This is a genomic window from Microcoleus sp. AS-A8 (genome assembly GCA_039962225.1).
GTDB lineage: Bacteria > Cyanobacteriota > Cyanobacteriia > Cyanobacteriales > Coleofasciculaceae > Allocoleopsis.
The window spans coordinates 112,011-135,889 of record JAMPKV010000014.1 but is presented as its reverse complement, the minus strand read 5'-3'; the positions used below and the strand labels follow the sequence as shown (position 1 = coordinate 135,889).

Annotated in this window: 25 protein-coding genes; 11 read left to right on the top strand and 14 right to left on the bottom strand. The window is 46.5% G+C overall.

What is annotated here, in order from left to right; all coding sequences use genetic code 11:
• Positions 1 to 438: 438 nt before the first annotated feature.
• Positions 439 to 771 (bottom strand): 30S ribosomal protein S6, encoded by a 333-nt coding sequence (rpsF, locus tag NDI48_21875; GenBank protein ID MEP0833820.1) that lies wholly within the window; start codon positions 769 to 771, stop codon positions 439 to 441.
• Here rpsF and NDI48_21870 point away from each other — a divergent pair.
• Together NDI48_21870 and NDI48_21865 are read left to right on the top strand one after the other, a co-directional pair.
• Entirely contained in the window at positions 770 to 937 is a 168-nt protein-coding gene (locus NDI48_21870; GenBank protein ID MEP0833819.1) for a hypothetical protein, read from the top strand. The two genes, rpsF and NDI48_21870, sit on opposite strands and share 2 nt — an antisense overlap.
• A 734-nt stretch (positions 938 to 1,671) precedes the next feature.
• Positions 1,672 to 2,463: a fumarylacetoacetate hydrolase family protein gene (locus tag NDI48_21865; GenBank protein MEP0833818.1), complete on the top strand. Its 792-nt coding sequence runs from the start codon at positions 1,672 to 1,674 to the stop codon at positions 2,461 to 2,463.
• Between the two features lie 190 nt (positions 2,464 to 2,653).
• Here NDI48_21865 and NDI48_21860 read toward each other — a convergent pair whose 3' ends face one another.
• Together NDI48_21860 and NDI48_21855 are read right to left on the bottom strand one after the other, a co-directional pair.
• Positions 2,654 to 3,136, bottom strand: coding sequence for a hypothetical protein (locus tag NDI48_21860; GenBank protein MEP0833817.1), 483 nt, complete (start codon positions 3,134 to 3,136; stop codon positions 2,654 to 2,656).
• Positions 3,137 to 3,302: 166 nt separating this feature from the next.
• On the bottom strand, positions 3,303 to 3,500 hold the full coding sequence (locus NDI48_21855; protein ID MEP0833816.1) for a hypothetical protein: 198 nt from the start codon (positions 3,498 to 3,500) through the stop codon (positions 3,303 to 3,305).
• Between the two features lie 129 nt (positions 3,501 to 3,629).
• On the opposite strand from NDI48_21855, the gene NDI48_21850 reads away from it, so the two are divergent.
• Positions 3,630 to 4,946 (top strand): serine hydroxymethyltransferase, encoded by a 1,317-nt coding sequence (locus NDI48_21850; GenBank protein MEP0833815.1) that lies wholly within the window; start codon positions 3,630 to 3,632, stop codon positions 4,944 to 4,946.
• Positions 4,947 to 5,034: 88 nt separating this feature from the next.
• On the opposite strand, the gene NDI48_21845 is transcribed toward NDI48_21850, so the two are convergent.
• Positions 5,035 to 5,598, bottom strand: coding sequence for a GNAT family N-acetyltransferase (locus NDI48_21845; GenBank protein MEP0833814.1), 564 nt, complete (start codon positions 5,596 to 5,598; stop codon positions 5,035 to 5,037).
• Positions 5,599 to 5,772: 174 nt separating this feature from the next.
• On the opposite strand from NDI48_21845, the gene NDI48_21840 reads away from it, so the two are divergent.
• The 3 genes from NDI48_21840 (at position 5,773) to aroQ (ending at position 7,970) form a co-directional block, all read left to right on the top strand.
• The gene (locus NDI48_21840; GenBank protein ID MEP0833813.1) at positions 5,773 to 7,065 is read left to right on the top strand and encodes a competence/damage-inducible protein A; all 1,293 of its coding nucleotides are present in this window, start codon (positions 5,773 to 5,775) and stop codon (positions 7,063 to 7,065) included.
• Positions 7,066 to 7,345: 280 nt separating this feature from the next.
• Positions 7,346 to 7,486 (top strand): hypothetical protein, encoded by a 141-nt coding sequence (locus tag NDI48_21835; GenBank protein MEP0833812.1) that lies wholly within the window; start codon positions 7,346 to 7,348, stop codon positions 7,484 to 7,486.
• A gap of 7 nt (positions 7,487 to 7,493) precedes the next feature.
• Positions 7,494 to 7,970, top strand: a complete 477-nt coding sequence (gene aroQ, locus NDI48_21830; protein MEP0833811.1) for a type II 3-dehydroquinate dehydratase — start codon at positions 7,494 to 7,496, stop codon at positions 7,968 to 7,970.
• A 14-nt stretch (positions 7,971 to 7,984) separates the two neighbouring features.
• On the opposite strand, the gene NDI48_21825 is transcribed toward aroQ, so the two are convergent.
• Positions 7,985 to 9,178: a sensor histidine kinase gene (locus NDI48_21825; protein MEP0833810.1), complete on the bottom strand. Its 1,194-nt coding sequence runs from the start codon at positions 9,176 to 9,178 to the stop codon at positions 7,985 to 7,987.
• 332 nt (positions 9,179 to 9,510) lie between these two features.
• Between NDI48_21825 and NDI48_21820 the strand changes: the two genes are divergently transcribed.
• Together NDI48_21820 and NDI48_21815 are read left to right on the top strand one after the other, a co-directional pair.
• Complete coding sequence (locus tag NDI48_21820) at positions 9,511 to 10,461, top strand: ADP-ribosylglycohydrolase family protein (protein ID MEP0833809.1); 951 nt, start codon at positions 9,511 to 9,513, stop codon at positions 10,459 to 10,461.
• Positions 10,462 to 11,072: 611 nt separating this feature from the next.
• Positions 11,073 to 13,589 carry an HD family phosphohydrolase gene (locus tag NDI48_21815; protein ID MEP0833808.1) on the top strand — a complete coding sequence of 839 codons (2,517 nt, stop codon included), beginning with the start codon at positions 11,073 to 11,075 and terminating at the stop codon, positions 13,587 to 13,589.
• A gap of 64 nt (positions 13,590 to 13,653) precedes the next feature.
• Here NDI48_21815 and mdh read toward each other — a convergent pair whose 3' ends face one another.
• The 5 genes from mdh to NDI48_21790 form a co-directional block, all read right to left on the bottom strand.
• Entirely contained in the window at positions 13,654 to 14,625 is a 972-nt protein-coding gene (gene mdh, locus NDI48_21810) for a malate dehydrogenase (protein ID MEP0833807.1), read from the bottom strand.
• Between the two features lie 172 nt (positions 14,626 to 14,797).
• Complete coding sequence (locus NDI48_21805) at positions 14,798 to 15,019, bottom strand: NAD(P)H-quinone oxidoreductase subunit O (GenBank protein ID MEP0833806.1); 222 nt, start codon at positions 15,017 to 15,019, stop codon at positions 14,798 to 14,800.
• Between the two features lie 81 nt (positions 15,020 to 15,100).
• A complete protein-coding gene (locus NDI48_21800) occupies positions 15,101 to 16,060 on the bottom strand; it encodes a DNA-formamidopyrimidine glycosylase (protein MEP0833805.1) in 960 nt (319 codons plus the stop codon).
• A 3-nt stretch (positions 16,061 to 16,063) separates the two neighbouring features.
• Positions 16,064 to 16,408 (bottom strand): photosystem I reaction center subunit IV, encoded by a 345-nt coding sequence (locus NDI48_21795; GenBank protein ID MEP0833804.1) that lies wholly within the window; start codon positions 16,406 to 16,408, stop codon positions 16,064 to 16,066.
• Between the two features lie 216 nt (positions 16,409 to 16,624).
• Positions 16,625 to 17,263: a DUF6391 domain-containing protein gene (locus NDI48_21790; protein MEP0833803.1), complete on the bottom strand. Its 639-nt coding sequence runs from the start codon at positions 17,261 to 17,263 to the stop codon at positions 16,625 to 16,627.
• A gap of 230 nt (positions 17,264 to 17,493) precedes the next feature.
• Here NDI48_21790 and NDI48_21785 point away from each other — a divergent pair, with 230 nt between their 5' ends.
• From NDI48_21785 to NDI48_21775, 3 genes are all read left to right on the top strand, one after another.
• Positions 17,494 to 18,150, top strand: coding sequence for an alpha-ketoglutarate-dependent dioxygenase AlkB (locus NDI48_21785; protein MEP0833802.1), 657 nt, complete (start codon positions 17,494 to 17,496; stop codon positions 18,148 to 18,150).
• A 129-nt stretch (positions 18,151 to 18,279) separates the two neighbouring features.
• Entirely contained in the window at positions 18,280 to 19,611 is a 1,332-nt protein-coding gene (locus NDI48_21780) for a YcaO-like family protein (protein MEP0833801.1), read from the top strand.
• 9 nt (positions 19,612 to 19,620) lie between these two features.
• Positions 19,621 to 20,997, top strand: coding sequence for a TfuA-related McrA-glycine thioamidation protein (locus NDI48_21775; GenBank protein ID MEP0833800.1), 1,377 nt, complete (start codon positions 19,621 to 19,623; stop codon positions 20,995 to 20,997).
• Here NDI48_21775 and NDI48_21770 read toward each other — a convergent pair.
• The 4 genes from NDI48_21770 to NDI48_21755 all read right to left on the bottom strand — a co-directional run bounded on the left by NDI48_21770 (position 20,986) and on the right by NDI48_21755 (position 23,878).
• Positions 20,986 to 21,693, bottom strand: a complete 708-nt coding sequence (locus NDI48_21770; GenBank protein ID MEP0833799.1) for a peptidase M10A and M12B matrixin and adamalysin — start codon at positions 21,691 to 21,693, stop codon at positions 20,986 to 20,988. The genes NDI48_21775 and NDI48_21770 overlap by 12 nt on opposite strands.
• A gap of 20 nt (positions 21,694 to 21,713) precedes the next feature.
• Positions 21,714 to 22,496: a VWA domain-containing protein gene (locus NDI48_21765; GenBank protein ID MEP0833798.1), complete on the bottom strand. Its 783-nt coding sequence runs from the start codon at positions 22,494 to 22,496 to the stop codon at positions 21,714 to 21,716.
• A 109-nt stretch (positions 22,497 to 22,605) separates the two neighbouring features.
• Positions 22,606 to 23,178: a TerD family protein gene (locus NDI48_21760; GenBank protein ID MEP0833797.1), complete on the bottom strand. Its 573-nt coding sequence runs from the start codon at positions 23,176 to 23,178 to the stop codon at positions 22,606 to 22,608.
• Positions 23,179 to 23,275: 97 nt separating this feature from the next.
• Positions 23,276 to 23,878: a TerD family protein gene (locus tag NDI48_21755; GenBank protein MEP0833796.1), complete on the bottom strand. Its 603-nt coding sequence runs from the start codon at positions 23,876 to 23,878 to the stop codon at positions 23,276 to 23,278.
• Position 23,879: the final 1 nt, after the last annotated feature.

Genomic DNA, 23,879 nt, shown 5'->3' with positions numbered 1-23,879 from the left:
ACAAAAAAGATAGAAGAGCCGTGGAAGTGGGTATCTATAAACACTTCTTCCCACTCTTGTGGCCTGGGTCAGGATAGGCTAATAGCGTCTATGGGAGAGAAAACAGCAATTTCAGCTCTGTCTTGAAAATAAGGCAGACCGGAGATGAGAGTGAGGACAGAAGGCGGAAGGCAGAAGGGATAAGAATTTTCATTCCTTTGTTGTGAGCTTCTGCTCATGGTGCCTAACTTGAAAATAGCTGCCATAGCGTTGAAGTTTAGGGTTTTATCGTTACAGACAAAAATCCCCGCCTGAATCAGAAATTCAGACGGGGGTAAAACCATACCCGATGAAAACCAGCCATTGGGTAGGTGCGGCAAAAATTTGCCACCCCTAAGGTAGAGTCATCAGATTTCCTAATAGAGACTACCTTGTGGGGTGCAGGCTAATTTTGTGTTACTAAGCCTCTACTTCAACTGGAGCTGGTTCTGGATCGGCTTTGCGATCTTCCAGCTTGAGGGTCAAGTAACGAATAACTTCCTCACTCAGACGCATCGCCCGTTCCACAATTGCTACATGGGTTGCAGGCGCTTTGTAATTCATCTGGATATAGATGCCTTCGCGGTGCCTGTTGATTTCGTAAGCCAGACGACGCTTGCCGCGATGCTGAATTTCGAGCTGCTCTACACCTTGTTCACGCAGAAGGTTTTCGTACTTGGCGATCGCTTGGTCTACCTGTTCCTCCCCTAAATCGGGGCGCAGGATGTACATCAATTCGTAATTGCTAGTCATGGGTGTTAATCTCCTTGTGGACAACTTGGCCTCTTCACAAGACGATGGACAGCAACCTATCTTTGGTGCTGTCCACCTAATCACAGAAGAAGCAAGGACGTCAACTGCCTCACCCACTCTTGGGATGAGGCTTGTTCCTAACCAAGACATCTCGGTTGAAACCTAGGCTGATTGACCGCAGCCCTAAAAGTACACAAGTATAGCTGAGTGAGTCAGACTATGCTTTCTTGTTCCTCTCCCCTAGAAACTAAACCTATACCTAGCAATGGCTTGTATCTTTTGGTTTTAGTTCCCAAACTGTTTCCGTCTCCAGCAATAGCTGATAGTTACGTGCCTTTGTTAAAGGGATAGACAAGAGCTTTTCTATTGTACCAAAGTTGTTGTACGAAGGCGTTACACTCTGTCCTCGTATGAGCTTCGGTACCTTCCTTTCCACCCAAAAGGGGATAGGGTTTCCAGGTGGGAAGACTTTTATGAACTACCCATACTTCCGCAATGCAGCAAGTGATGGGCTTCCCTATTAATGAGGAACAGTTTCCAAAACTTGGTAGTTTTTTGGTCCTACATTCCCTCCAAGGGCACGAGTCCTGGTTACCAAGACCCCAATTTTCTGCTTGCAACACTTACTTATTAGCTTGGTTTTCGCTTGCGGCCTTGGTGGTCAAGACGCACTAATCCTATCATGAATATTCAGTTCTTCTGACTAATTGATACCTACTCATGCACTGAGTCCGACCGTCTCACGAATAACGTAGAATCTTTTCCCAGACCTACTTTGTTATCGTTTTAGGTCGAACGTTTCGCACCTGGTATTAATTCTAGCTAGTCGCCAGGGTCAATTTGCATCTACATCCAAACCTAGACGGCTTAAGCTCTAGTTACCAAGGAATATCTCACATTATGGCGCAGCGCTACGTCCGAGTCAAAACGTCTAAAGGACAAACCTACTACGGTTTGTTGAAACTCACTCGCAACATTCAGGTTCTCGATGCACCGCCTTGGTTGCAGGGACAACCTACGGATTTAGAGTTAGAACCCGGTAGTTACGAACTGCTGGCTCCTTGTGCTCCCAGCAAAATTGTGGCTGTGGGCAAAAATTACACGGAACATGCACAAGAAATGGGAACCTCTGTACCCAAAGAGCCACTCCTGTTTCTGAAACCTCCGACATCCATCACGGCAACCGATCGCGAAATCCAGTCTCCTGCTCAGTCGCAGCGAGTAGACTACGAGGGAGAGTTAGCGCTGGTGATTGGTGAGCATTGTGTAGACTGCACACCCAAGCAAGCTCAAAGCAAAATCTGGGGCTACACGATCGCCAATGATGTGACAGCTCGCGATTTACAACAACAGGATGGTCAGTGGACTAGAGCTAAAGGCTTCAATACCTTTTGTCCTCTCGGCCCTTGGATTGTGCGAGAACTGAGCGCTGGGGCGAGGTTACAAACCTTTTTGAATGATCGCCCGCAGCCTGTCCAATCGGCATTGCTCACTCAGATGGTATTTCCGCCAGAATTTTTGGTCTCTTACATTTCTCAGGTGATGACACTGCTACCAGGAGATGTTGTGCTAACAGGAACACCCCAAGGTATTGGCCCGATGCAGATTGGCGATCGCGTTCGTGTCGAAATTGAGGGCATTGGTCATCTAGAAAACACTGTTGTCGCCCGCTCTTCTCTAGAAGCCCCTTAGCAGCAGATGGGCTAAACAGGAGTGCTTTTTCAATCTCTGTGTCTTGCTGCTCAATTCACTGGCTCTCAAGTTAATGGCTCTTAACTAGAGAGCTTGTACCCAATACCGACTGTACTTTGCGCCAAGGTTTATGCCCTTTTATATTAAAACCAAGGCGAAATTTGCCATTAATTGAAATCGATGAAAGAGCTCAGCGAACTTGTGCGTAAGCGGCTTCGGAGAGCGTCGGAATTTCGGCATAATGTCCGAGTAGAGACCGAACCATTGAATAGCCACAAGCCGCCACTATAGCTAAAAATACGAGATTCATTAATGTGCTTACAATCAAGCTGCTCGTACCCAAGACTGGCTGTAAAATCCCCAAAAACAAGCCCATCAGAATTAGCAGAATATCTAAAAGAAGCGCTTGCATGGCGTTGAAACGAATGAAGTGAGAAATTCTTTCGTTTCTTACTACTGCTAAAAATAGGACAAAGAAAATGATTAGACTACCCCACGAGCCTAAGCTTCTGTATATGGCAATCACAGGGATGAGGGGCAGAAACAAAAATTGCAAGGATGGAAACTGTTGAAGAAGTTGACCGAACTGGAGCAACCCCTCAATTAAAGGTAGCAGATAAGGAAGGGAAGCAAAAATTCGGTCTTGAACCGTTGTTGAACCGCGCCAAGCCATTGTGTGTTCTCCTGAAGGATATTACTCGTTAATTTTTCCCGACTAAGTTCAGGATAGCGCAGCACAAAGGTCTACCGGGGTCTGAGACGTGGGTAGATTTCCCTCCCGGCTCCAGAGAAAAGCGATGGCAATTGCCGTCACTCGTGTCGGTTTCTGCGGCTGGACACTATTCAACATTGGCGACGCGGAAGCCCATCTCACACTCGTATTGATCGGGCTGCTGGGGCGTGAGCTTACGCACCGCATGACCACAGCCGAGTTTGCCTTGACGCCAACGAGGTTGACCGCTTTGATCGGCGAGTAAGCAGGTCTGACAAACACAAGCTGGGGAAAGGATTTGTTCATCCATCAGAATGACTAACATCTAACACCTCCGCTCTAGCTCTCATACCTCGGATTCTATTGATCTTAATTGAGGTCTGTGGAGACAAGTGTAGATAAACATACAGCTTAACTATCTCTCGGTATCGGGTGGCAAACAGAGCTAAGATCGATGACTCAAGCGCATCTTTCGGGATTAACTCAAGTGACTCAAAGTAACTTAGATTTTCTGCTTCAAACCGATCCTGCCGTAGCCGAGTGTCTAGGGGAAGAACTCCAGCGCCAGCGCGATCATTTGGAGTTGATTGCCAGCGAAAACTTTACCTCAGCCGCCGTCTTGGCCGCTCAAGGCTCAGTGCTTACCAATAAGTATGCTGAGGGGTTGCCAGGAAAGCGTTACTATGGCGGCTGTGAGTTCATTGATAAAGTTGAGCAACTAGCCATTGACCGTGCGAAAGAGTTATTTGGCGCTGCTCATGCCAATGTCCAGCCTCATTCTGGTGCTCAGGCTAACTTTGCCGTATTCCTGACCCTGCTAGAGCCTGGTGATACTTTTATGGGCATGGATTTGTCTCATGGGGGACACCTGACTCATGGTTCACCCGTGAATGTGTCGGGTAAGTGGTTTCAGGTTCGTCACTACGGTGTCAGCCCCGAAACCGAGCAACTGGACTACGATCAGATTCGGGAACAGGCGCTTAAAGAGCGTCCTAAGTTGATCGTTTGTGGCTATTCTGCCTATCCTCGCATCATTGATTTTGAAAAATTCAGAAGCATTGCCGATGAAGTGGGTGCCTACCTGATGGCAGATATTGCCCATATTGCCGGTTTAGTGGCTACAGGTCATCACCCCAACCCGATTCCCCATTGTCATGTTGTGACAACGACCACACACAAGACACTCCGAGGCCCCAGAGGTGGCTTAATTCTCACCAATGATGCTGAATTGGGCAAGAAGTTCGATAAAGCTGTTTTCCCCGGTACTCAAGGCGGCCCCTTAGAGCATGTGATTGCGGGTAAGGCGGTGGCATTTGGGGAAGCGCTGAAACCGGAATTTAAAGTGTATTCCGCACAAGTGATTGAAAATGCTAAGGCGCTAGCCACTCACTTACAAAAGCGGGGCTTCAAGCTGGTTTCGGATGGGACGGATAACCATTTGATGCTAGTCGATTTGCGTTCGATTGGCATGACAGGTAAGCGTGCTGACCAACTGATGAGCGGTGTCAACATTACGACCAATAAGAACACGGTACCGTTCGATCCAGAGTCACCCTTTGTTACCAGTGGTTTGCGATTGGGTTCACCGGCTATGACTACACGGGGGATGGGTCAACCGGAATTCACAGAGATTGCTGACATTATCGCCGAACGCCTACTCAATCCAGAGGATGAAACTGTGGCGGCTGAGTGTCGGCGTCGGGTAGCTCAATTGTGCGATCGCTTCCCCTTGTACCCCCATCTGAGTATCCGCGTGCCAACTCTGGTTTAGGGAGAGTGGAACCGGAGCTTGATAGCGGTTCTCATTTGAGTTCAAGAGTTTTTGTAGGGGCACGACATGTCGCGCCCCTAATGTGTAATCAACCTCTCCCCATCTCCCCATTCCCTGAGTAACGGCGAAGTAGCTCGAAGCGAATACTTCCTGCCTCTGAGCCTTCTCCAATATTCGTAAAGTGGCATTTTTCCAGAAGTCGTTGTGAGGGCTTCAGTTCTGGCAACGTTTCTGCAATGACTCGCTGAACTTCAGAATGATTAAAGGCCCAATCAATCAGGGATTGGATCGCTTCAGTACCGTATCCTAAGTTTTGAAATTCCTTTAACACTGAGTACCCAATTTCTACTGTTCCATCAGAGGTTGGTTTACCTTTAAAGCCACCATTGCCGATTAAAACCCGCTCATTTTTTGCCTGACTAGTGAGCACGAAGTACCAAGCCCACCATCCTATTTGGTCTGGAGCTTCCTCCAACCTCTGTAAGAAAAAAGACATCGTTTCATGGTCGTTAAATTCAGGTGGCCAACTATCGGGTACACGCGCATCAAGGAGCTGAGCAAACTTGGCGCGATCACTGATTTCTGCTTGCGCTATTTCTAAAGTTCCAGCTATCACTTCTAATCGTTCAGTTGTGATGCGAAATTTTGTCATGGTTCCCGTTTCTTTGAGGTTCACTACACTAAGAATTTTTCAAAAAAAGGCACTAATGATTTTTGCAACTAAGATACACATAAAATGATTTTTGTCAAGATACAGAGCTTACCCTCTTTCAGAGTAGTCTAAGTAATCTAAACTCTCACAACCATTAACCCGTCACTGCTAATAATGAGTGCTGAAATCATTTGTGTTGGGACAGAATTACTCCTGGGCGAGATTCTCAATAGCAATGCCCAGTTTTTAGCGCATGAACTCGCTCATTTGGGCATTCCTCACTACTATCAAACGGTTGTGGGTGACAATCGAGATCGTTTGAAGCAAGTTTTAGCCATGGCGAGCGATCGCAGTAATATCTTAATTTTTACAGGGGGTCTCGGCCCGACGCCAGATGACCTAACCACAGAAGCGATCGCCGACTTTTTTGGTGTACCTCTGATTGAACGCCCAGACATCCTCGAAGACATCGCTCAGAAATTCGCCCAACGGGGACGGGAGATGACTCCGAGTAACCGCAAGCAAGCACTGATTCCTAAGGGGGCAGACGTTTTACCAAACCCAGGAGGTACAGCCCCTGGGATCATTTGGCAACCGCGCCCGGACTTAACGATTCTCACCTTTCCCGGTGTCCCCAGTGAAATGGAGCAGATGTGGCGGGAAACCGCTGTTCCCTTTCTCAAAAGCCAAGGTTGGGGTCAAGAAATCATCTATAGCCACACGTTAAGATTTTGGGGGATTGGGGAGTCGGCGTTGGCTGAAAAAGTCGCTTCCTTTTTCAACTTATCCAACCCTACGGTTGCGCCTTATGCCTCCCAAGGAGAGGTTCGATTACGAATTTCTGCCCGTGCCGCCTCGGAAGCGGAAGCCCATCAGTTGATTGAACCCGTGGCTAGACAATTGCGGAAGATTGGAGGACTAGACTATTTTGGTGCCGATGACGATACCCTGGCGTCGGTGGTGGGTCGTTTGTTAACTAAAGCTTCAGAAACCCTCAGTGTCGCGGAATCTTGCACGGGCGGGGGATTGGGCCGTATGGTGACGAGTGTTGCCGGTAGCTCCAATTATTTTTTGGGAGGCGTTATTTCCTATGACAACGCCGTGAAATCCTCTCTACTGGGTGTTCAGCCGTCAGATTTGGAGCAATGGGGGGCTGTAAGTAAACCCGTGGCGATACAAATGGCGGCGGGAGTGCGATCGAGGCTTTCCACCTCGTGGGGGCTCAGTATTACAGGTGTTGCAGGACCCGGTGGCGGTACAGAAGCTAAGCCCGTCGGACTGGTTTACATTGGTTTAGCCAAACCGGATGGCGATGTAGAATGCTTTAAGTATCCGTTGGGTCAAACTCGCTCTCGCTCTTCAATTCGTCACGCTAGTGCCTGCCATGCCTTAGATATGCTGCGGCGTAGACTACTGGTTAGACCCACCAATAATCACTTTCCTTTCTCCGTGACGATTCATGAGTAATTCAGCTAATCTAGAACTGGAGGTAGATAGAAAGCAAGGCTTTAATCCAACGCTCTAACTAACCTTCCTCGGGTGGGATGGAAATGCCTTTGGTTAGTGTGCTAGTCTGGAATTAATAAGAAATGCAACACAAGTGGCTTTTTTTATCAGACAGTGTCTGTAATCAAAACATGACCAGGCGAGCTTAATCATCCTGCCTTCCTAAGTCAGGAAATCAGTGAGGAGACTCGCTCGTCCTGAACGAAAAAATACAGGTTGTCTCACAGGAGCTTTCTGTTTAATGGACTATATAGAAAAGGTGCTGGAAAAACTCAAAGAATGGGCTCGTAAGCTCATTGAAACCCTATTGGGACCTGAGCCCCAGCCAGAACCTGAACCGATTCCCATCCCTGTTAATAACCCAGGGCGTCGCCGTCGGTAGTTAATTTGTGTTTGTGCCTAACGAAACTCAGAGCCTTTTAAGTATCTTGGTTCTGCACGGTCCCAATCTAAACCTATTAGGACGCCGAGAGCCAGGAATCTACGGTTCGGTTACCTTGGGCGAGATTAACCAGCTGTTAGAACAGGAAGGGCAAAAGCTACAGGCTAAGGTTCATGCCTTGCAATCCAATCATGAAGGTGTCTTGGTTGATGCGATTCATGATGCCCTAGGGCAGCATCAAGGAATATTGATCAATGCTGGTGCGTACACTCACACTAGCGTAGCGCTACGCGATGCCTTAACAGCAGTAGCTATTCCTACGGTAGAGGTTCATCTCAGTAATATCTATCAGCGCGAAGCCTTCCGGCATCACTCTTTCATTGCTCCTGTAGCGATTGGACAGATTAGTGGTTTTGGTGCCGAAAGCTATCGATTGGGATTACAAGCTCTGATTCATTACCTAAATAAGATAGCAAAATATTAAATCATTATTAAGAATCAAGTTTGAATATTCAGCGGTAATGTCACCCGAAAGGTAGAACCTACGCTCAATTCAGAAGCTACATGGATTTCTCCCCGTAGCAATTGCACCAAACGTGAAACAATGGCCAGTCCTAAACCCGTGCTTTCAGGTTGGCGACGCCCCTGATTAAAAAAGGCTTGGGAGAAGGGTTCAAAGATATAGGCTTGATCTTTGGGAGCAATGCCAATGCCTGTATCGGTAACCGAGATAAACCACTTCTGGTTTGATAGATTCTGGCAAGTTATTTGAATGGAGCCGGTATCTGTATAGCGAATCGCATTGCTCAAGAGGTTGGTGAGAATTTGCTGTAAGCGAAAGGGATCTGTGAAAACTTGCTCAGGTGCAGATTCCCCATCGATTTTTAGCTGTAAGCCTTTAGCTTGGGCCAATGGCTCTAACATCTCGCTGACTTTAGTCACAATCGAACGGACATCGCTCCACTCCAAGTTGAGATTGATTTGATTGGCTTCGTAGCGAGAGAGTTCTAGAGAATCATTAACGAGGCGGAGCAGATGACGTCCTCCTTGAAGGACTTGCTCAATACTGCGGATATTCAAAGAATCTGATTCCGGGTTGAGCTTTGGTTGTTGTAGACGTAGGAGCAGTTCCGAGTATCCAATTACAGCCGTAATGGGTGCCTTTAATTCATGAGCTAGGTACGAAAAATTGTCTTTACTCGCTTCAAAAAGACGAGTCAGTTCTTGGTTCGTCCAAATTAATTGAGTCTGAAGCTGTTCTAATTCTTGCAAACGCTCTTGGACATAGCTCTTAAAGCACAGGGCAATGGCTTCATCTAAGACTGTATTGATTTGAGAAAAATCTTGAAGAATCGCCTGAGGAGAACTCTCAAGGAAGTGAAATTCTAACACTGAAAAAATAGTGCGGCGCAGGAGACTATACTCTTTGGCAATTTCGGCAGCATCATATCCTTGTTTGGCTCGTAGAGTCCCATGAGTTAAACTGGCCTGGACAATCCTTTCAAACAGGTCTTCATCGGGCTTTTCCAGCACGGCAGCCAATGATTTAAGGAGTTGAGGGAGCGAATCTCCTAGCGCTGTATCTGGCAAATGTTCGGAGCTTTGGATCTGGCGCTCTTGATGAACGGATTCCATCCATTGGGTCATGATCATGTCAGTTTGAGCGGCAATGATTTGGCTAGTATTCAACATGAATTTCCAGATGGAGTAGTGACTTGAGTTCAAAGATCATGCCTGCTGCGATCAATCTTTGGACGTGGTTGTTTGAGTCTATCGCCGCTGGAGGTGGTGTACTCATACCGAGTAGCATTTAAAGAGAGTAGATGGTTAAAAACTCATTAAATTAATCCCCTAGCTAGAAGTAACAAGTTGACCCTTTGCCAAAGGGCAAAGAGTGCTAACTCAGATTAAATGACTCCCTTATGGTCTAACTTCTAGCTGAAGATAGGTCATTCCCCGGATAAATTTTGCCATACTAAAACAGAAATCAGTGAAGTAATGTATTTAACCGGTCACAGAAATTGATGAGGTATTCACTTTTAAGCCGGTTTCAGGGTGCATTACTGGGCAGCTTTGTGGGAGAAAGTCTGGTTCGTGTCGGCTGCCAGAATCAGGCTTTGAGTGGAGTTTCACTCACATCGCCCAAACTGGAAGAAGCTCAAACCCATCAACAGCTTTCGGTATGGAGCCACCTTGCCACTTGCGGGACGGAGAGTTTAATTCGTTGTGGCAGGCTGAATTTAGAAGATTGGTGGCTGCTTTTAGAGAAGACGCCGTCGTCTCTGGGTTTAAAATCTGTCGCTAGTATGAGTGAGTCCGCCGTGGCAACCTTACCTATCGCCCTCTTTTTTCATGAGGATCAAGTTAAGCTGCGACAACAACTGCTCACCTGTCAAGACCTTTGGCAGCATCAGTCTGAGGCAGCGGAAGGAGTGTTAGCGATCGCTTATGCCATCTCACTGGCTCTTACGGAACAACTCGATTGTGCCACCTTAATTCCTCGAATCCAACTCTATCTAGGAACTTCTCAAAGCCCTCTGCTGAGGCAACTGGAACAGGTGCAAATGCTACTGGAGAAGAGAGCGGGCTTAGAGACAACGCTCACCCAATTACGTCGAGATGCCCAAATGCGAGGCGAACCCTTAGGGCGTGCCCACACTTCTATTGCCCTCGCCTTCTACTGTTTCCTTTCCACTCCAGAGGATTTTCGCCTCGGCGTCAGCCGTGCGGCTCGTACCTGCTACCAACCTCAGATCACCACTGCCCTGACTGGCGCTTTGGCCGGTGCTTATAATAGCATCATTGGTATTCCTGTAAACTGGCGTATGACAGCCAACCGCATTAGTAGCGGCATCCAACGGCTACAACTTGCAGACCGCCTGCTTGAGGTTTGGGCGGGTGTTTATGATATGTCAGCCTTAGTGCAGGGTCAGCCATTAGCTGTCGCAGCACCACGAGTGATTCAGCCCCGATAACCCCTGTGAGCCGTCAACCGTTATAGGACAAAGACACAGATACCATGTTCGGTCGCCTTAAACTAGGGGAACGCATACTTTCAAACTCGTTGATTCGTTCCCTCAAGAGTGGAGTGACTATCTGTGCAGGATTAAGCGAATCCTACAAAAGCTAGAGAGGAAACCTACAAGAAACCAACTCAAAGGACAGTCGCCAAGGATTGTTTCAAACAGCCATGATGTTTTAATGGTGTTCGATAAGGAGTTTACCTATCTGAACCTTGTCTGGGAACGCCTACAGAATGACCACGAGCAACTCTCCCGTCAAAAATTAGCATTGAAAATATTGATCTTCTCTTCCCGATGTCGCTCCTACCTCAAGAGTTAGACGGTGACTATATATAGGCAGTAAGGTTGAATCGGTTAGCTATGGTAGTTAAGGCAGTAAAACCCCATGGATTTCTCAATAATAGGGTATTTCCCGCTCTTGTTTTGTAAGGTAAAAAGAAGTGAACGCCAAATTTACACGATGTAATTTAAGAAAAGCTAAATTGCAGTGTTCTACCTGAAACCAGAGCCAGCGCCTTGCTTTCCCCACCCCTACCGTCACCTGAAATGGCTAATCTTGTGCTATGAAAACGTTTCATTCGTTGACGCAGCCGCTAATGCAATTGCGGCGAACACCTGATCAACTTCGCGCTTGGTTGTCATTTAGGGTGTCTAACTCCTCTAACAAAACTATAGACGCGATTGATTACGTCTCTACGGGAAGCAAAACCCAAGTGGATGAGGTGATGCATCCACAACCGTTGCCTGGATTACCAAGCAAGCCCCGCAAGCACAAAAGCCGTCCACCCGTGATGTGGCTAGTGGCTGTGGTTTCTCTTACCAGTGCGATGGGGAACCGATTCTACAATCAACCGAAGCTGGATGTGGGTACGACGGCTCCACAAACTATCCGGGCACCCCGTCCTGCTAGTATTGAAGACACTAAAACTACAGAGGAAAAGCGTAAGGCTGCCCGTACTGGTGCTGTCCCCGTGTTGATGTTCGACCACTCGCTTACCCAAGATCTGGTTCAGGCGATCGAGCAATCTTTAGAACGGGTGGAAGAATTGCGCCAAATGTGTGGTCCTTATCCCTTTGCAGAGGCGACGATTCTCTCAGAGGCGACCCAGCGCTATCTGCGCCAAATTCCGGAACAAGAGTGGCAGGCGATTTTAGCGCAAGTCAATAGCCCTCAAAGTGTCAAACCGGCTGCTCCAACCGGGGTACTGCCCCAACAGGCTGTACAGGCAGATAATCTGCCGTTGACTCAAGCCGTCAGCGAACTGCAACGCTACCGTCAACTGTCTTCTCCTCAAGCCTTTTCAGATCTGATTGAGTCAATTTCCCTGGCTCGTCAGGGTTACGCTGTGGCATTGCGTCAGCTTTCTGAGCTGCAACGCACTGAATCTGTTCGTCGCTACGATGCCTCATTGCTTGAACTCTCGGATCAGGACTGGCAGGAGACACGCAAGGGTATTACCCAGGCGTCCAAGCTCATCCTGACTCAGGGCATTCCTCCAGGACTCCCTTCAAATATCTTAACAGAAGCAGTCACGCTGCAATTGAGTTCGCTCGTCCCCCAGGAGGCCCAGGCTGTAGCGGCTCCCCTGCTAACCAATATCTTGCAGCCCAACTTAACAGAAGATAAAGAAGAGACGAAACGAAGAGCGGAACAGGCAGCACAAGCTGTAGCGCCAGTCATGGTTTCTGTACAGCAGGGTGAAATCATTGTCTATGCCAACGAGCAAATCAGTCAGGCGGATTTTGTGTTGCTGGATCACTTCAAATTGAGCCGTCGGGAGATTAACTCCCCTGGCCTAGTTGGATTCGGCACTTTTGTGAGCGGTGGTCTGGTCATTTTTTGGCTCGTAGAACGGCGTGTGCATCCCAGGCTAAGACGGCGCGACCACATTTTGCTGTGGCTGCTGACGTTGAGCACACCGCTATTGGTCATCTTGAACCTGCCCTATACAGACTTGCCTGCAATTGGTTTGTTAGTCGGCAGCTTTTACAGTCCCGCTTTGGGAGTGACCGTTGTCAGTCTGCTGACGGGGTTAGTAGGCTTCGGCATGAAGGTTAGTTGGGACTACTTACTCGCCGGTTCTGCCGCTGGTTTACTCGGTTCTTGGATGGCTGGGCGGATGCGATCGCGCGAGGAATTGGCTTGGCTGGGGGGTGTGGTTGGGCTCACTCAGGGCGGAGTCTACCTGCTCCTAAATCTTGTTCCTAGTGCGGCTGTGGGTGCAGTTTGGTATACCGTACTGCAAGAAGCCGCTATATCAAGTCTGGCGGGTTTGTCTTGGACAGTGGTAGCCCTAGGCATATCCCCTTACCTAGAACGTCTGTTTGACTTGGTCACACCCATTCGTCTGGCTGAGCTGTCTAATCCTAATCGTCCTTTGCTCAAGAAACTAGCCACGGAAGCACCGGGAACCTTTCAACACACCCTATTTGTGGCGTCCCTGGCAGAGGCTGCCGCCCGTGAACTTCACTGCAACGTCGAACTGGTTAGAGCCGGGACACTATACCATGATATTGGCAAAATGCACGACCCCTTGGGATTTATTGAAAATCAGATGGGGAGTCCCAACAAACACGACGAGATTAATGACCCCTGGAAGAGTGCTGAGATTATCAAAAAACACGTCTCTGAAGGTTTGGTGATGGCTCGTAAGCACCAGTTACCTCAAGCCATTCGTGACTTTATCCCAGAACACCAAGGGACGCTGCTCATCTCCTATTTTTATTTTCAGGCTAAACAGAAAGCTGAACAAGAAGGGGGTTCTCCTGTAGACGAGGCAGAATTTCGTTATGATGGCCCAGTTCCCCAGTCGCGAGAAACGGGTCTTGTCATGCTGGCGGATGCTTGTGAAGCCGCACTGCGAAGTCTCAAGGATGTTACCCCAGAAACGGCTGTTGGGATGATTCATAAAATCCTCAAAGCTCGCTGGCAAGACAACCAACTCGTCGATTCCGGGATAACACGGGAGGAGTTGTCAACCATTGCCGAGGTTTTTGTCCGAGTTTGGCAACAATGCAATCACAAACGGATTGCTTATCCGAAAGCTGCACTCAATCATCAGCCATCAGTAAAGAGTTGAAGCTTGTACTGAATGTACCGTCGCCTGATATAAGGAGGTTAGGGGGTATTCGGTTGGCCCGACCCTAACCCTCAAGTAGCGTAAAGGCTTGCTGAATATTGGCGCGAACCGATTCGGCAGAGGTATGGAGAGCCTTGCGTTCAGCATCCGTGAGGTTAATTTCTAACACCTTCTCAACGCCGCGACACCCTAACTGGATGGGAACCCCGATGAATATATCATTTAAACCGTATTCGCCTTGCAGGTAGGCTGATGCAGGTAACTGCCGCGATTGGTTGTTAATAATCGCTTCTACCATTAAGCAGGCGGAAGATGCTGGGGCAAAATAAGCACCACCTGTCTTCATGAGTCCGACAATCTCTCCCCCACCGTTGCGAGTCCGGTCTACCAACCGTTCAATGGTGGCAGCATCCATCAGTTCAGTAATGGGAATACCGTTAACCGTGGAGTAGCGAGGCAAGGGAACCATTAAATCGCCATGTCCTCCCAGCACCAAGGCGTTAACATCTCTGGGAGAAACGCCAAGTTCCATCGCAATAAAGGTTTGGAACCGGGCTGAATCGAGAACGCCTGCCATGCCCATGACCCGGTTAGGGGGAAGTTCGGTCGTTTTCCAGGACAGATAGGTTACGACATCCAGGGGGTTAGAGACTAGGATGAAGATGGCATTTGGAGATGGCGCGATCGCTTTTTGGGAAGCTTCTACCACAATCTTGGCATTGATCTTCAGCAGATCGTCCCGCGTCATGCCTGGTTTGCGTGGAATTCCCGCCGTAATCACCACAATATCGGAACCCGCCGTATCTGCGTAGTCATTGGTACCAATAATCTGGCGGTCATGACGTTCAATGGGCTGTGCCTCCATCAAATCCAGGGCAATCCCTTGAGGCATCCCTTCGACAATGTCGAGTAAAACCACGTCTGCTAGATTTTTCTCAAAAATCCGTTGAGCCAGAGTACTCCCTACTTTACCGCCGCCAATCACTGATACGCGGCGACTTTGACATAAAATTGAGGAATTAGGAACAGATGTCATAATTGAACCCCTAGTATTTCAAATCAAAACAATTTAACTTTAGGTTCGATCTAACATCTTCCTTTATTCTCAACAGGCTTTCTTAATGATATAGAGCAGTGTCCATAAACCAACGCCTTGCGTTGGTAGATACGGCTCACCTACTCTAGTGACCCGGACTCAAAACCTGAGTTCACTTCATTGGCTCTAACTGATCGACCCGTAACCAAATATTCGGAGTGGGCACCTGACCAAACTTGACCAGTGCATAGTCCCCCTTCATATCAATCACTTCTCCCTTGGTTTCAAACAGATAAGGAGGAAAGCGTGTATCGCTGGCTTGAGCTTCTAGGCTCCCTTCCAGCTTTTCGCGGATAGCGCGAACTAAGTCTCCTCTTTTGATTGTGTCTGCCATAATCGATAATTTTTGTTAGGCTACTAAATCGCTTTGTTGCTTAGATTTTAAAACGTTTCAGCAGACTATTTTTAACGAGTTTTAACCCTTAGCAGATGGGAGTTGCTGACAGTTGGGGCAAAAATGAGATGATCGCCCTCCCACCTTGAGGCGCACGATGGAGCGATGACAAACACGACAGTGTTGACCCGTGCGACCATACACCCAGGCGACACCACCGTAATTCCCATTCACTCCTTGTACGTTGAGAAAGTTACTAAAGGTCGTGCCACCCACCTGGATACTCGCTTGCAACACCTGAATTAAACTGGAACGAAGACGCTCGATCTGCTCCACATTCAAATCCGCACAAAGCGTCTCAGGTCGGATTCTGCTTAAGAATAAGGCTTCATCGGCATAGATATTACCCACGCCTGCAACAAGCGTTTGATCCAGCAGTGCCGCTTTGATTGAGCGCTGGCGATGGCGTAGCTTGCCAGCGAGGTATTCCAAGGAAAATTGCTCGGAAAACGGCTCTGGCCCCAGTTGCTTCAATCCTGTGATAATACTTTCTAAGGGCACAGAGGGCGGAACCCACCACATCTGACCAAACGTCCGCTGGTCAACAAAGCGTAACTCCTGGTTATTTGGGAAAAACAATCGCACTCGTGTGTGTTTGTGTAGAGGTTCCTCGCGATTGAGCCACAGCAGTTGACCGGTCATGCGTAAGTGAACCCCCAACCAACCCGCATCAGCCGATTTCAGGTTGTGGATGATGGCTTTGGGCGGGTTTTCCCTCAGATGAATTTGAGGCGTTGCCTCCTGACTCATGACTCCTGTTTGGTATTTGGGGTCTGAGTGAGCCAATTGTGCCAGTAAATACTTACCGCGACGATGCCAACGGGTAATCGTCACAGTCTTCAGGTGTGCTAAAAATTCACCCACAGAAAAAGGGTAGGCGATGGTGCGTGTCAGCAACACATCCCCACCCCAAATTTCCTGATTCAGGGTCATTTGATTTAGACCCTGACAAACAGTTTCAACTTCAGGCAGTTCGGGCACAACTTAACGAGACTCAGTTCCCTGGTTGGGGCCGCCTTCTACCACGGAACTCCCACCGCCAGCTTCAGGTGCAGGCTGTGGGGTTCTTTGACCCGTTTTGCGAGCCTCAGCCTTCAGGGGTGTTCCTGTTCCCTTGTCGCCCACTTTCTTGGCTTTGGGTGCTTCAACCTCAAGAAGTTCATTCTCGGCATAGTTATTGGTATTGATGCCGGAATAGTTGACGTTATTAAAGCGGACGATGTATGGATAGCGGATTCCACTTTGGTCTACAGTTGCGACTGTACCCACATCCTGAAACCAAAAAGATTCTTTTCTGAGTATTCGGACTTTAGATCCACGTTGAACCATATAGAGTTTTTCCCTTGAGTTCTAGTTTTACAGAGTACTACTCGATCAGAGCCGTCTGACTATTCTGGTTTTTAAGTTTTATTACCGCTGCCCCACTGAATCGACCCTTAAACCTTGCTTAAACCGATTGAAAGTACCTGCGGATGGCTTTCAAGGGCGACAAGACTCCTGCCTGATACGTTAGGTTAAAGCGCTTCAGTTTCAGGAGAAAGCAGGTTAGTCTTTCCAACGGACTTGGACAAAATGGGCCGAACGTCCCCAAATATCAGATGTTGCCGTAATGTCTTCAATCGCCAAGTTAAACGGGATTGAGGTCGTCAAGTACCGTTGAACGAGGCTACCGACATCCGGTGTAAGCTGAGTCGCCGTAACGGCGGCTAAACTGAGTCCGAGAACTTGTTCAATGGGGCCTCGCGGCAGGAGAAGATGAGCTCCTAACGCCAGTCCAGCGGTTAAAAACATTCCGACTGATAGATTCGTGCCGCAGCGCGGATGCACAGCCAAATCCCATTCTCCACTGGTGAGGCGCTGTAAGGCAAGGGGCACAGCTTTTCTGAGGTCAGCCAGGTTCAACTGACCGTACAAATAAAATCCTTGGTCAGTGGATAAGCCCCCTAAGGTGTCATTATCTAACGGCTGGGTAGCTGTGGAGTATCCCATGTTAGCGACACGTCGCTCACCCAGAACCCAGACGGTTGCATGTTCTAGAGCATGAACCTGACGCAACACAAGAATTTCTTTCAACCCTGGGATAAAGTTCAGTTGAGTGAGTAAGTCAGTATCCTGTCGAGGGTGAGGAGCGGTAATATCAACTCCCCAGAAGTTACCGGTTTGGGCAGAAGCGGTATTCGTCATGGCAACGCGACTCCAAAAGCAGATGATAAACAGGAAGTATTTTTAACTGTAGCGTTCAGATCAGGATATATGTTTTGATACTCTCCTGCCTCTACTTATGTTTGTATTAAATTTTAAACATCAACAGTTGCGACTCCATTCTAGAGTTACGAAATGTTACAATGCACTAAACTGACCCGCTTCAACCAGATTTCAGCGAAATGGCGTAGAAAATTTGAGACAAATTACTGATGCAAAACTTTCTGATGAAAGCTATAGATGGTCAGCTAGATATGACCCAATTAGATTTGGATATTTTCCCAGAAGCCGAAGCGCTCACGATTCCAGGTCTGACTTATATCCCTAATTACATTGATCTGCCTGAGCAAAATCAATTGCTCAAGGAGATAGACGAACAAGAATGGGCAATAGAGTCAGTTGAATCCACAAGAAGGATTCAACAACATGGTTATAAATATGAATATCAAAACGGTATTCTTGTGGCGTGTAACTATTTAGGAGATTTGCCGGATTGGGCGAGGGGAATTGCCAATCGCCTCTATGGCGATCGCTTAACAAAAATCGTTCTCGATCAAGCCACCGTCAATGAATACGAACCTGGACAAGGTTTGAGGAGTCATATTGACTGTGTTACTTGCTTTGGCGATACCCTGATCACTCTCAGCTTGGGAAGCTCCTATGTGATGGAATTTACTCATTTTCAAACCCAAGAGAAGAGAGAAATTTTGTTATTACCAGGAAGCTTGCTGGCCTTGAAGAGAGAAGCGAGATATCTTTGGCAACATGGCGTAATGCCTCGCATTCGAGATATTTATAGAGGCCAAGAATTTGTTAGAAGTAGACGAGTGTCTCTAACGTTTAGAGAGGCGGCATTTCCTCATAAGTGACTCAATCCATTTCGGGGGCAAAGATTTTAGGCTAGGTAATCGCAATCTCCTACGTTCAAAATAGAGGTTCATCCAAAATCTAGATGTTGCGTTGTTAAATACCGCTCCTCTCTCATAAATCAACCTCAAATGACGGCTATCCACTTCCGAAATCGAGCCTACCAAGCGACAAAACAATACTGGCATGGTACTCATAGAACGGCTTCTCCTAGCGAAACCTTAGAACGAGTTCGACCCTACTTTAAACCCCTTGGACTAACCCGAATTGCCAATATTACAGGGTTAGATAAAATTGGCATTCCGGTTACCATTTCGATACGCCCAAATAGTTATAGTGTTTCCACGTCCTCCGGCAAAGGAACGACATTAGAAGCCGCCATGGTTTCAGCCGCGATGGAGTCGATTGAACTTTACTGTGCTGAAACAATTAATCTGCCTGAAATTAATCTTTCCTATACACAGCTTTTCGACAATTATCAAGTTATTTCCTTAGAAAAATTACCGCTACGGGAAAATTCGCTCTTTAACGTAAATCGCTGCGAACAGTGGTGTTTAGGCTGGGATATCCTGAACCAAAATGAAGTGGCGGTTCCAGTTCAAGTCGTCTCAATGAACTACCACAGATTTTGGGAAAAAGAGGTTACCCATCTAGGCTGTTTTGACATGGGTTCCAATGGTTTAGCCTCTGGCAACCATTTTTTAGAAGCGGTTAGTTCTGCTTTGTTTGAACTGATTGAGCGAGATGCAATTTCTTGCCACCTCGAAGCGTATCGCAAGGGATACGGGATACCAGGATATCGGATGCCGAGGGTGCATTTAGAAACGATTGAATCTCCTATAATCCAAGAATTATTGACAAAATTTGAAGCGGCACAAGTTGTTCCAATTCTGTTTGATTGTACCGTAGACACTGAAATTCCTGTATACCGCGCCCAAATTTATGACCCCAGTGGAAATGTACCGAGTAGTCATGGTTATGGAACCCATCTCGATCCGGAAGTAGCGATGGTAAGAGCCTTAACCGAGGCGGCTCAAACTCGCGCAATTCTAATTTCAGGGGCAAGAGATGACATTTTTCATCAATACTATACGGTACTAAGATTACAGACAAATCGCGATGCTGAAGCTAGTATTATTGAGTCGAATCCGCCAACGGTAGATGCTAGAGAACGGAAATCTCAGGCGACTTCGACATTTGAGGAAGATATTGAGATTATCCTAAAAAAGCTGAAAAATTCCGGATTAAATCAGGTGATTGTATTGGATTTAAGTCCACCTGATTGGAATATTTTTGTAGTAAGAGTAATTGTTCCAGGATTAGAAGCATCTTTTCATACAACTTACAATCCGAAGCAGCGTGCGATCGCATTTGCAGAACGTCAGCTTTCCACTATGGTTAAACCTAAGGCTGAAGGTGTGCCTGTAGCCGAGACTCATCGCCCAGCCGGAGGAGCCGTTTAAGCTTAAATTATGAAAAAAATAGTCATATTTTTAGGGCCATCACTCCCCGTAGCGGAAGCTAAGGAAATTTTAGATGCTATCTATCTTCCTCCGGCAAAGCAATCGGACTTACTCAGTGCTGTAACCACATACAAACCCGATATTATTGGTCTAATTGATGGGGTTTTTCTCAGTTTACCCTCCGTATGGCACAAAGAAATTTTGTACGCCATTGAACAGGGCGTGGCGGTATATGGCGCTAGCAGTATGGGCGCTTTACGTGCTGCTGAAACGGATACCTTTGGGATGGTAGGCGTTGGCAAAATTTACCGAATGTACGCCAGTGAGGAGCTAATTGACGATGATGAAGTTGTTACAGTTCATGGGCCAGAAGATACGGGATATTGCCGTCTCTCAGAACCAATGGTGAATGTCCGCGCCACATTCTGCCATGCTAAAGATGAGGGAATTATCAATAGTAATGTGTGTGAGCAATTAACTGCGATCGCAAAATCGATTTACTTCCCAGAACGGACGTTTCCTGCCATCTTCCGCAAAGCAGCGGCGGCAGGTATATCGCCAGAAAAGTTAGACGAAATGGCGACTTTTGTCAAGACTAAATATGTAGATATCAAGCGTCAAGATGCGATTTTACTCCTAGAAACGCTACGAGATTTGCCTGATTCTTCGCCTCAAGTCAAGCCAAATTTTTCCCTGATTCGCAATCAATTTTTTAGTAACCTCTATCACCGCGATCGCACAGTCTTACGGAATGATATAACGGTTCCTTTGGGAGATATCGCAGGATATGCAGCGTTACATCTTCCTGATTTTGATGAAGTCAATTTACACGCAGCAAATCGAGCCTTAGTGCAGATTTTGGCTGAAATTTTGGGTGTTGAAGTATCTCAGGAGGCAGTGGATAAAGAAATCCGACGTTTTCGGAGTCAGCATAATATTTTTGAGGAGACAGCGTTTAGCAACTGGTTAACTGAAAATGACTTGACCCTAGAAGAATTTAATCAGTTGATGCTTGAGATGGCTCGATGCCGTTATTTACAGAATTGGCTGCTGAGGCGGAAAGGGAATGAGAGGAATACGAAGATTTTACTGGATGAATTACGATTGCAGAATCGTTATAAAGAGTGTGCGGATGCTGTAGCTGAAAGAGAAGGAATTATTCGAGAGTACTATCCTAATTTGATTGAAGAACATGCTGATAAAGTACCAATCTCGCAGTTAATGATAGAGCATTTACGCTCTACGGGATGTCAGGTCAGGTTACGCGATGATTGGGAGAAGGAAGCGGGTTTTCTAGATTTTGAATTGCTGAAGTTGGAATTGGTGCGATCGTATTTAGCGAGGAAGGCAGCGCAGGATGTCGATCCGGGTGCTTCAGAGGGGTAAACTTTTAAATTTAGAGCGACGAATAGCATTATTCATCGAGTTGATTTGCTCCGGATGAAACGATGGAGGCATTAAGCTATGGATGACATGATCCAGTCCATCGTGCATCACATCAGTGGGTAGTGCAGAGTGATCCAACCCCAGTGTATGCGCGATTTCGTGAGTGATGGTATTTGCAATTAAGTTAGACAATTGATTAACATTAAGACCCGCGCTGTAAGAAGCATGGAATATCTGGTCAAGGCGGACAATAGCACGAGCTGTAACTACTCCGGCTTGAAAACTGGCAATTCCGAGATAGTCAACGGGTTGATCGTCAGCGAATATATAGACATGAGTAAATTCCTCTCCCCATTCTTTTGGATCGGGGGGATCTGAGGTCAAAAATACCTTTACACTTCTAAATGCGCCATAGACTTTGGAGAAAGCATCGATGATGATGCCAATGATCGCTTCTTTATTTTCAGATGCCACATCTATGCCTGCCAGATCTACCCAAATACAACGGCGAATCTCGCTATCCTTCTCACTAAGAGTTTGTCCACAGGAAGGACAATACTCCCACTGAGACTGGATGTGCAAACGACATCCCCGACAACGGAGTTTTGGGGGTCTAGTGAGATTGATACGTTCCCAAATGGGGATTTTGAGCTTGCGAGTCGGTCTGGTTAGGTCTAGGCGATCGTACAGAGACATTTACTTAGAGCAGAAAATTTTTATCGTAATAATTTTTTCGTTTTAGCTAATTTCACCCAACCTGGATATTCAGTCATCAGTAGATCGTAAAGTTCTTGATCGGCAATAATTTCAGGGTCTTCCACGCTGAAGAAATCGGCATTATCTACATAGCGATTGCTCATATTGTCAAGTTCCTCCAGAAATGTAAAATCACTGGCAAATGCTTTAGATAACCAGCCAAACAATCCCTCTCCTTTCACATCTTTACGGGACTTCCCAATTGCCATAAATTGCCAGAAAATTGGCTCAAATGAAGACCACTTAACCTGTTGTTCTGTCTCTGAATTGTCAGCAGTTGCTCCATCAGTAACAAACATAACGTAGACAGGTTTATTTGATGCGACAGCTGACTTCCGACTTTCTCCTCTTCCCAGCGGAAAATAGAAGCTTCTAATCATCTTCATCACTTTACCGTAGTAAGTACCACCCTCTAGTGGATACTGATTCAGTACATTCGGAATAAAGTTTTTGAAATTAGCAAGTGTCATTTCACCTGCTTTATGAGCGTTAGCTCCGAATAGAAATATATCAATAGAACCATTATCATCAAACCAACATCCCAAAGCTAAAATTTTTTCGGCAAACCGTTGAATTTTACCTGATGAATAGAGAGATGCCATCGAACCAGAAATGTCAAGACAAAGCGCCACCTTAGCCTGGTGATTTGTCAAATTCGCTTTTTGTAGGGAAATATCTGCTTTCTTTGCAAGGTCGATAAGTTGTGGTGCTTCCTGCTCAATCTTTTTCAGCGAAATAGCCATCTTTCTTCCCTTCTATTAAATTTACATCTTACTTAAAGAGGACATTCATATAAATTTTGAATGCCCTCTTTGATTTCCGTTTTATTGTTGGCTTCCTTTTAGAGACTAACTAAGAAGCATACTGATCTACAAATTTCTGCAATCCAGCCTTATAGCCTTGCCCAACTGCTTGGAATCTCCACTCTCCATCTTTTTTGTAGAGTTTTCCAAACTCAATGGCTGTTTCTGTTGAAAAATCTTCCTCTAACTCATACTTAGCAACTTGTTTTTCTGTGGAACTGTCATAAATTCTGATAAACGAGTTTCTGACTTGACCAAAGTTTTGCTTTCTTTGCTCTGCTTCATGAATAGTTACAACAAAAACTATTTCTTGAACAGAAGCATCTACTTTACTCAAATCAATTTCAGCCGTCTCATCATCTCCTGCACCCTCTCCAGTTCTGCTATCTCCTAGATGCTTCACCGAACTATCGGGTGATTCTGGGTTGTTGTAGAATACGAAGTATTTCTCGCTAGGAATTTTTCCATTAGCTCCCAACATAAATACAGACGCATCTAAGTCAAACCCCGCACCTGTATCTGTCTGGTTAGTATCCCAACCTAAACCAATTCCGGCCTTTTTAAGACCAGGTGCTTCTTTTGAGAGATTAATCCGCTCACCTTTGCTTAGGTTAATCGACATGATTTCTACCTCTTTTTACAAAACAACTTCTATTCGGAATTAACATTCAGTTGATTTACTCAATCTCGTAGGGTTCATCCAGAGACTCAGGGAGTAATTAAGTATAGGATTTCAAAAGTTCTCCTAAACCATTAACGCTAATGCCGTTGCCAATGGCTGCCATTTTCCACTCATTATTATGCTTGTAGATTTCAGCCATAATCATCCCAGTCATGCCCATGTATTCAGTTCCCGATAGGTTATATCGAGCGAGTTCTTGATTATTAGAGACATTAACCAAGCGCACAAAAGCATTTTGAACCTGTCCAAAGTCTTGTTTACGAGCTACACAGTTGTAAATGTTCACTGTGAAAACAAGTTTCGTAATATCTGATGGTAGCCGAGACAAATCAATAATAATTTGCTCATCATCCCCATCACCGGCACCAGTGAGATTATCACCAAGATGAGTAATCGCTCCTGAGGAATGGCTCAAATTACCGAAATAAACTACGTTAGCTTGGTTAGTCCATTTGTCATTGCTATTCAAGCAAATAACTGATGCATCTAAATCGCAGTCTTGAGTATTGCTAAAAGCTCCAAAAATACCCCCACCGCCTCGTTTGCTGACATCCCAACCCAGTCCGCACATGAGCTTTGTAAGACCAGGTGCCTCTTTAGAAAGCGAAATGCGCTGTCCTTTTTGTAGGTTAATTCCCATG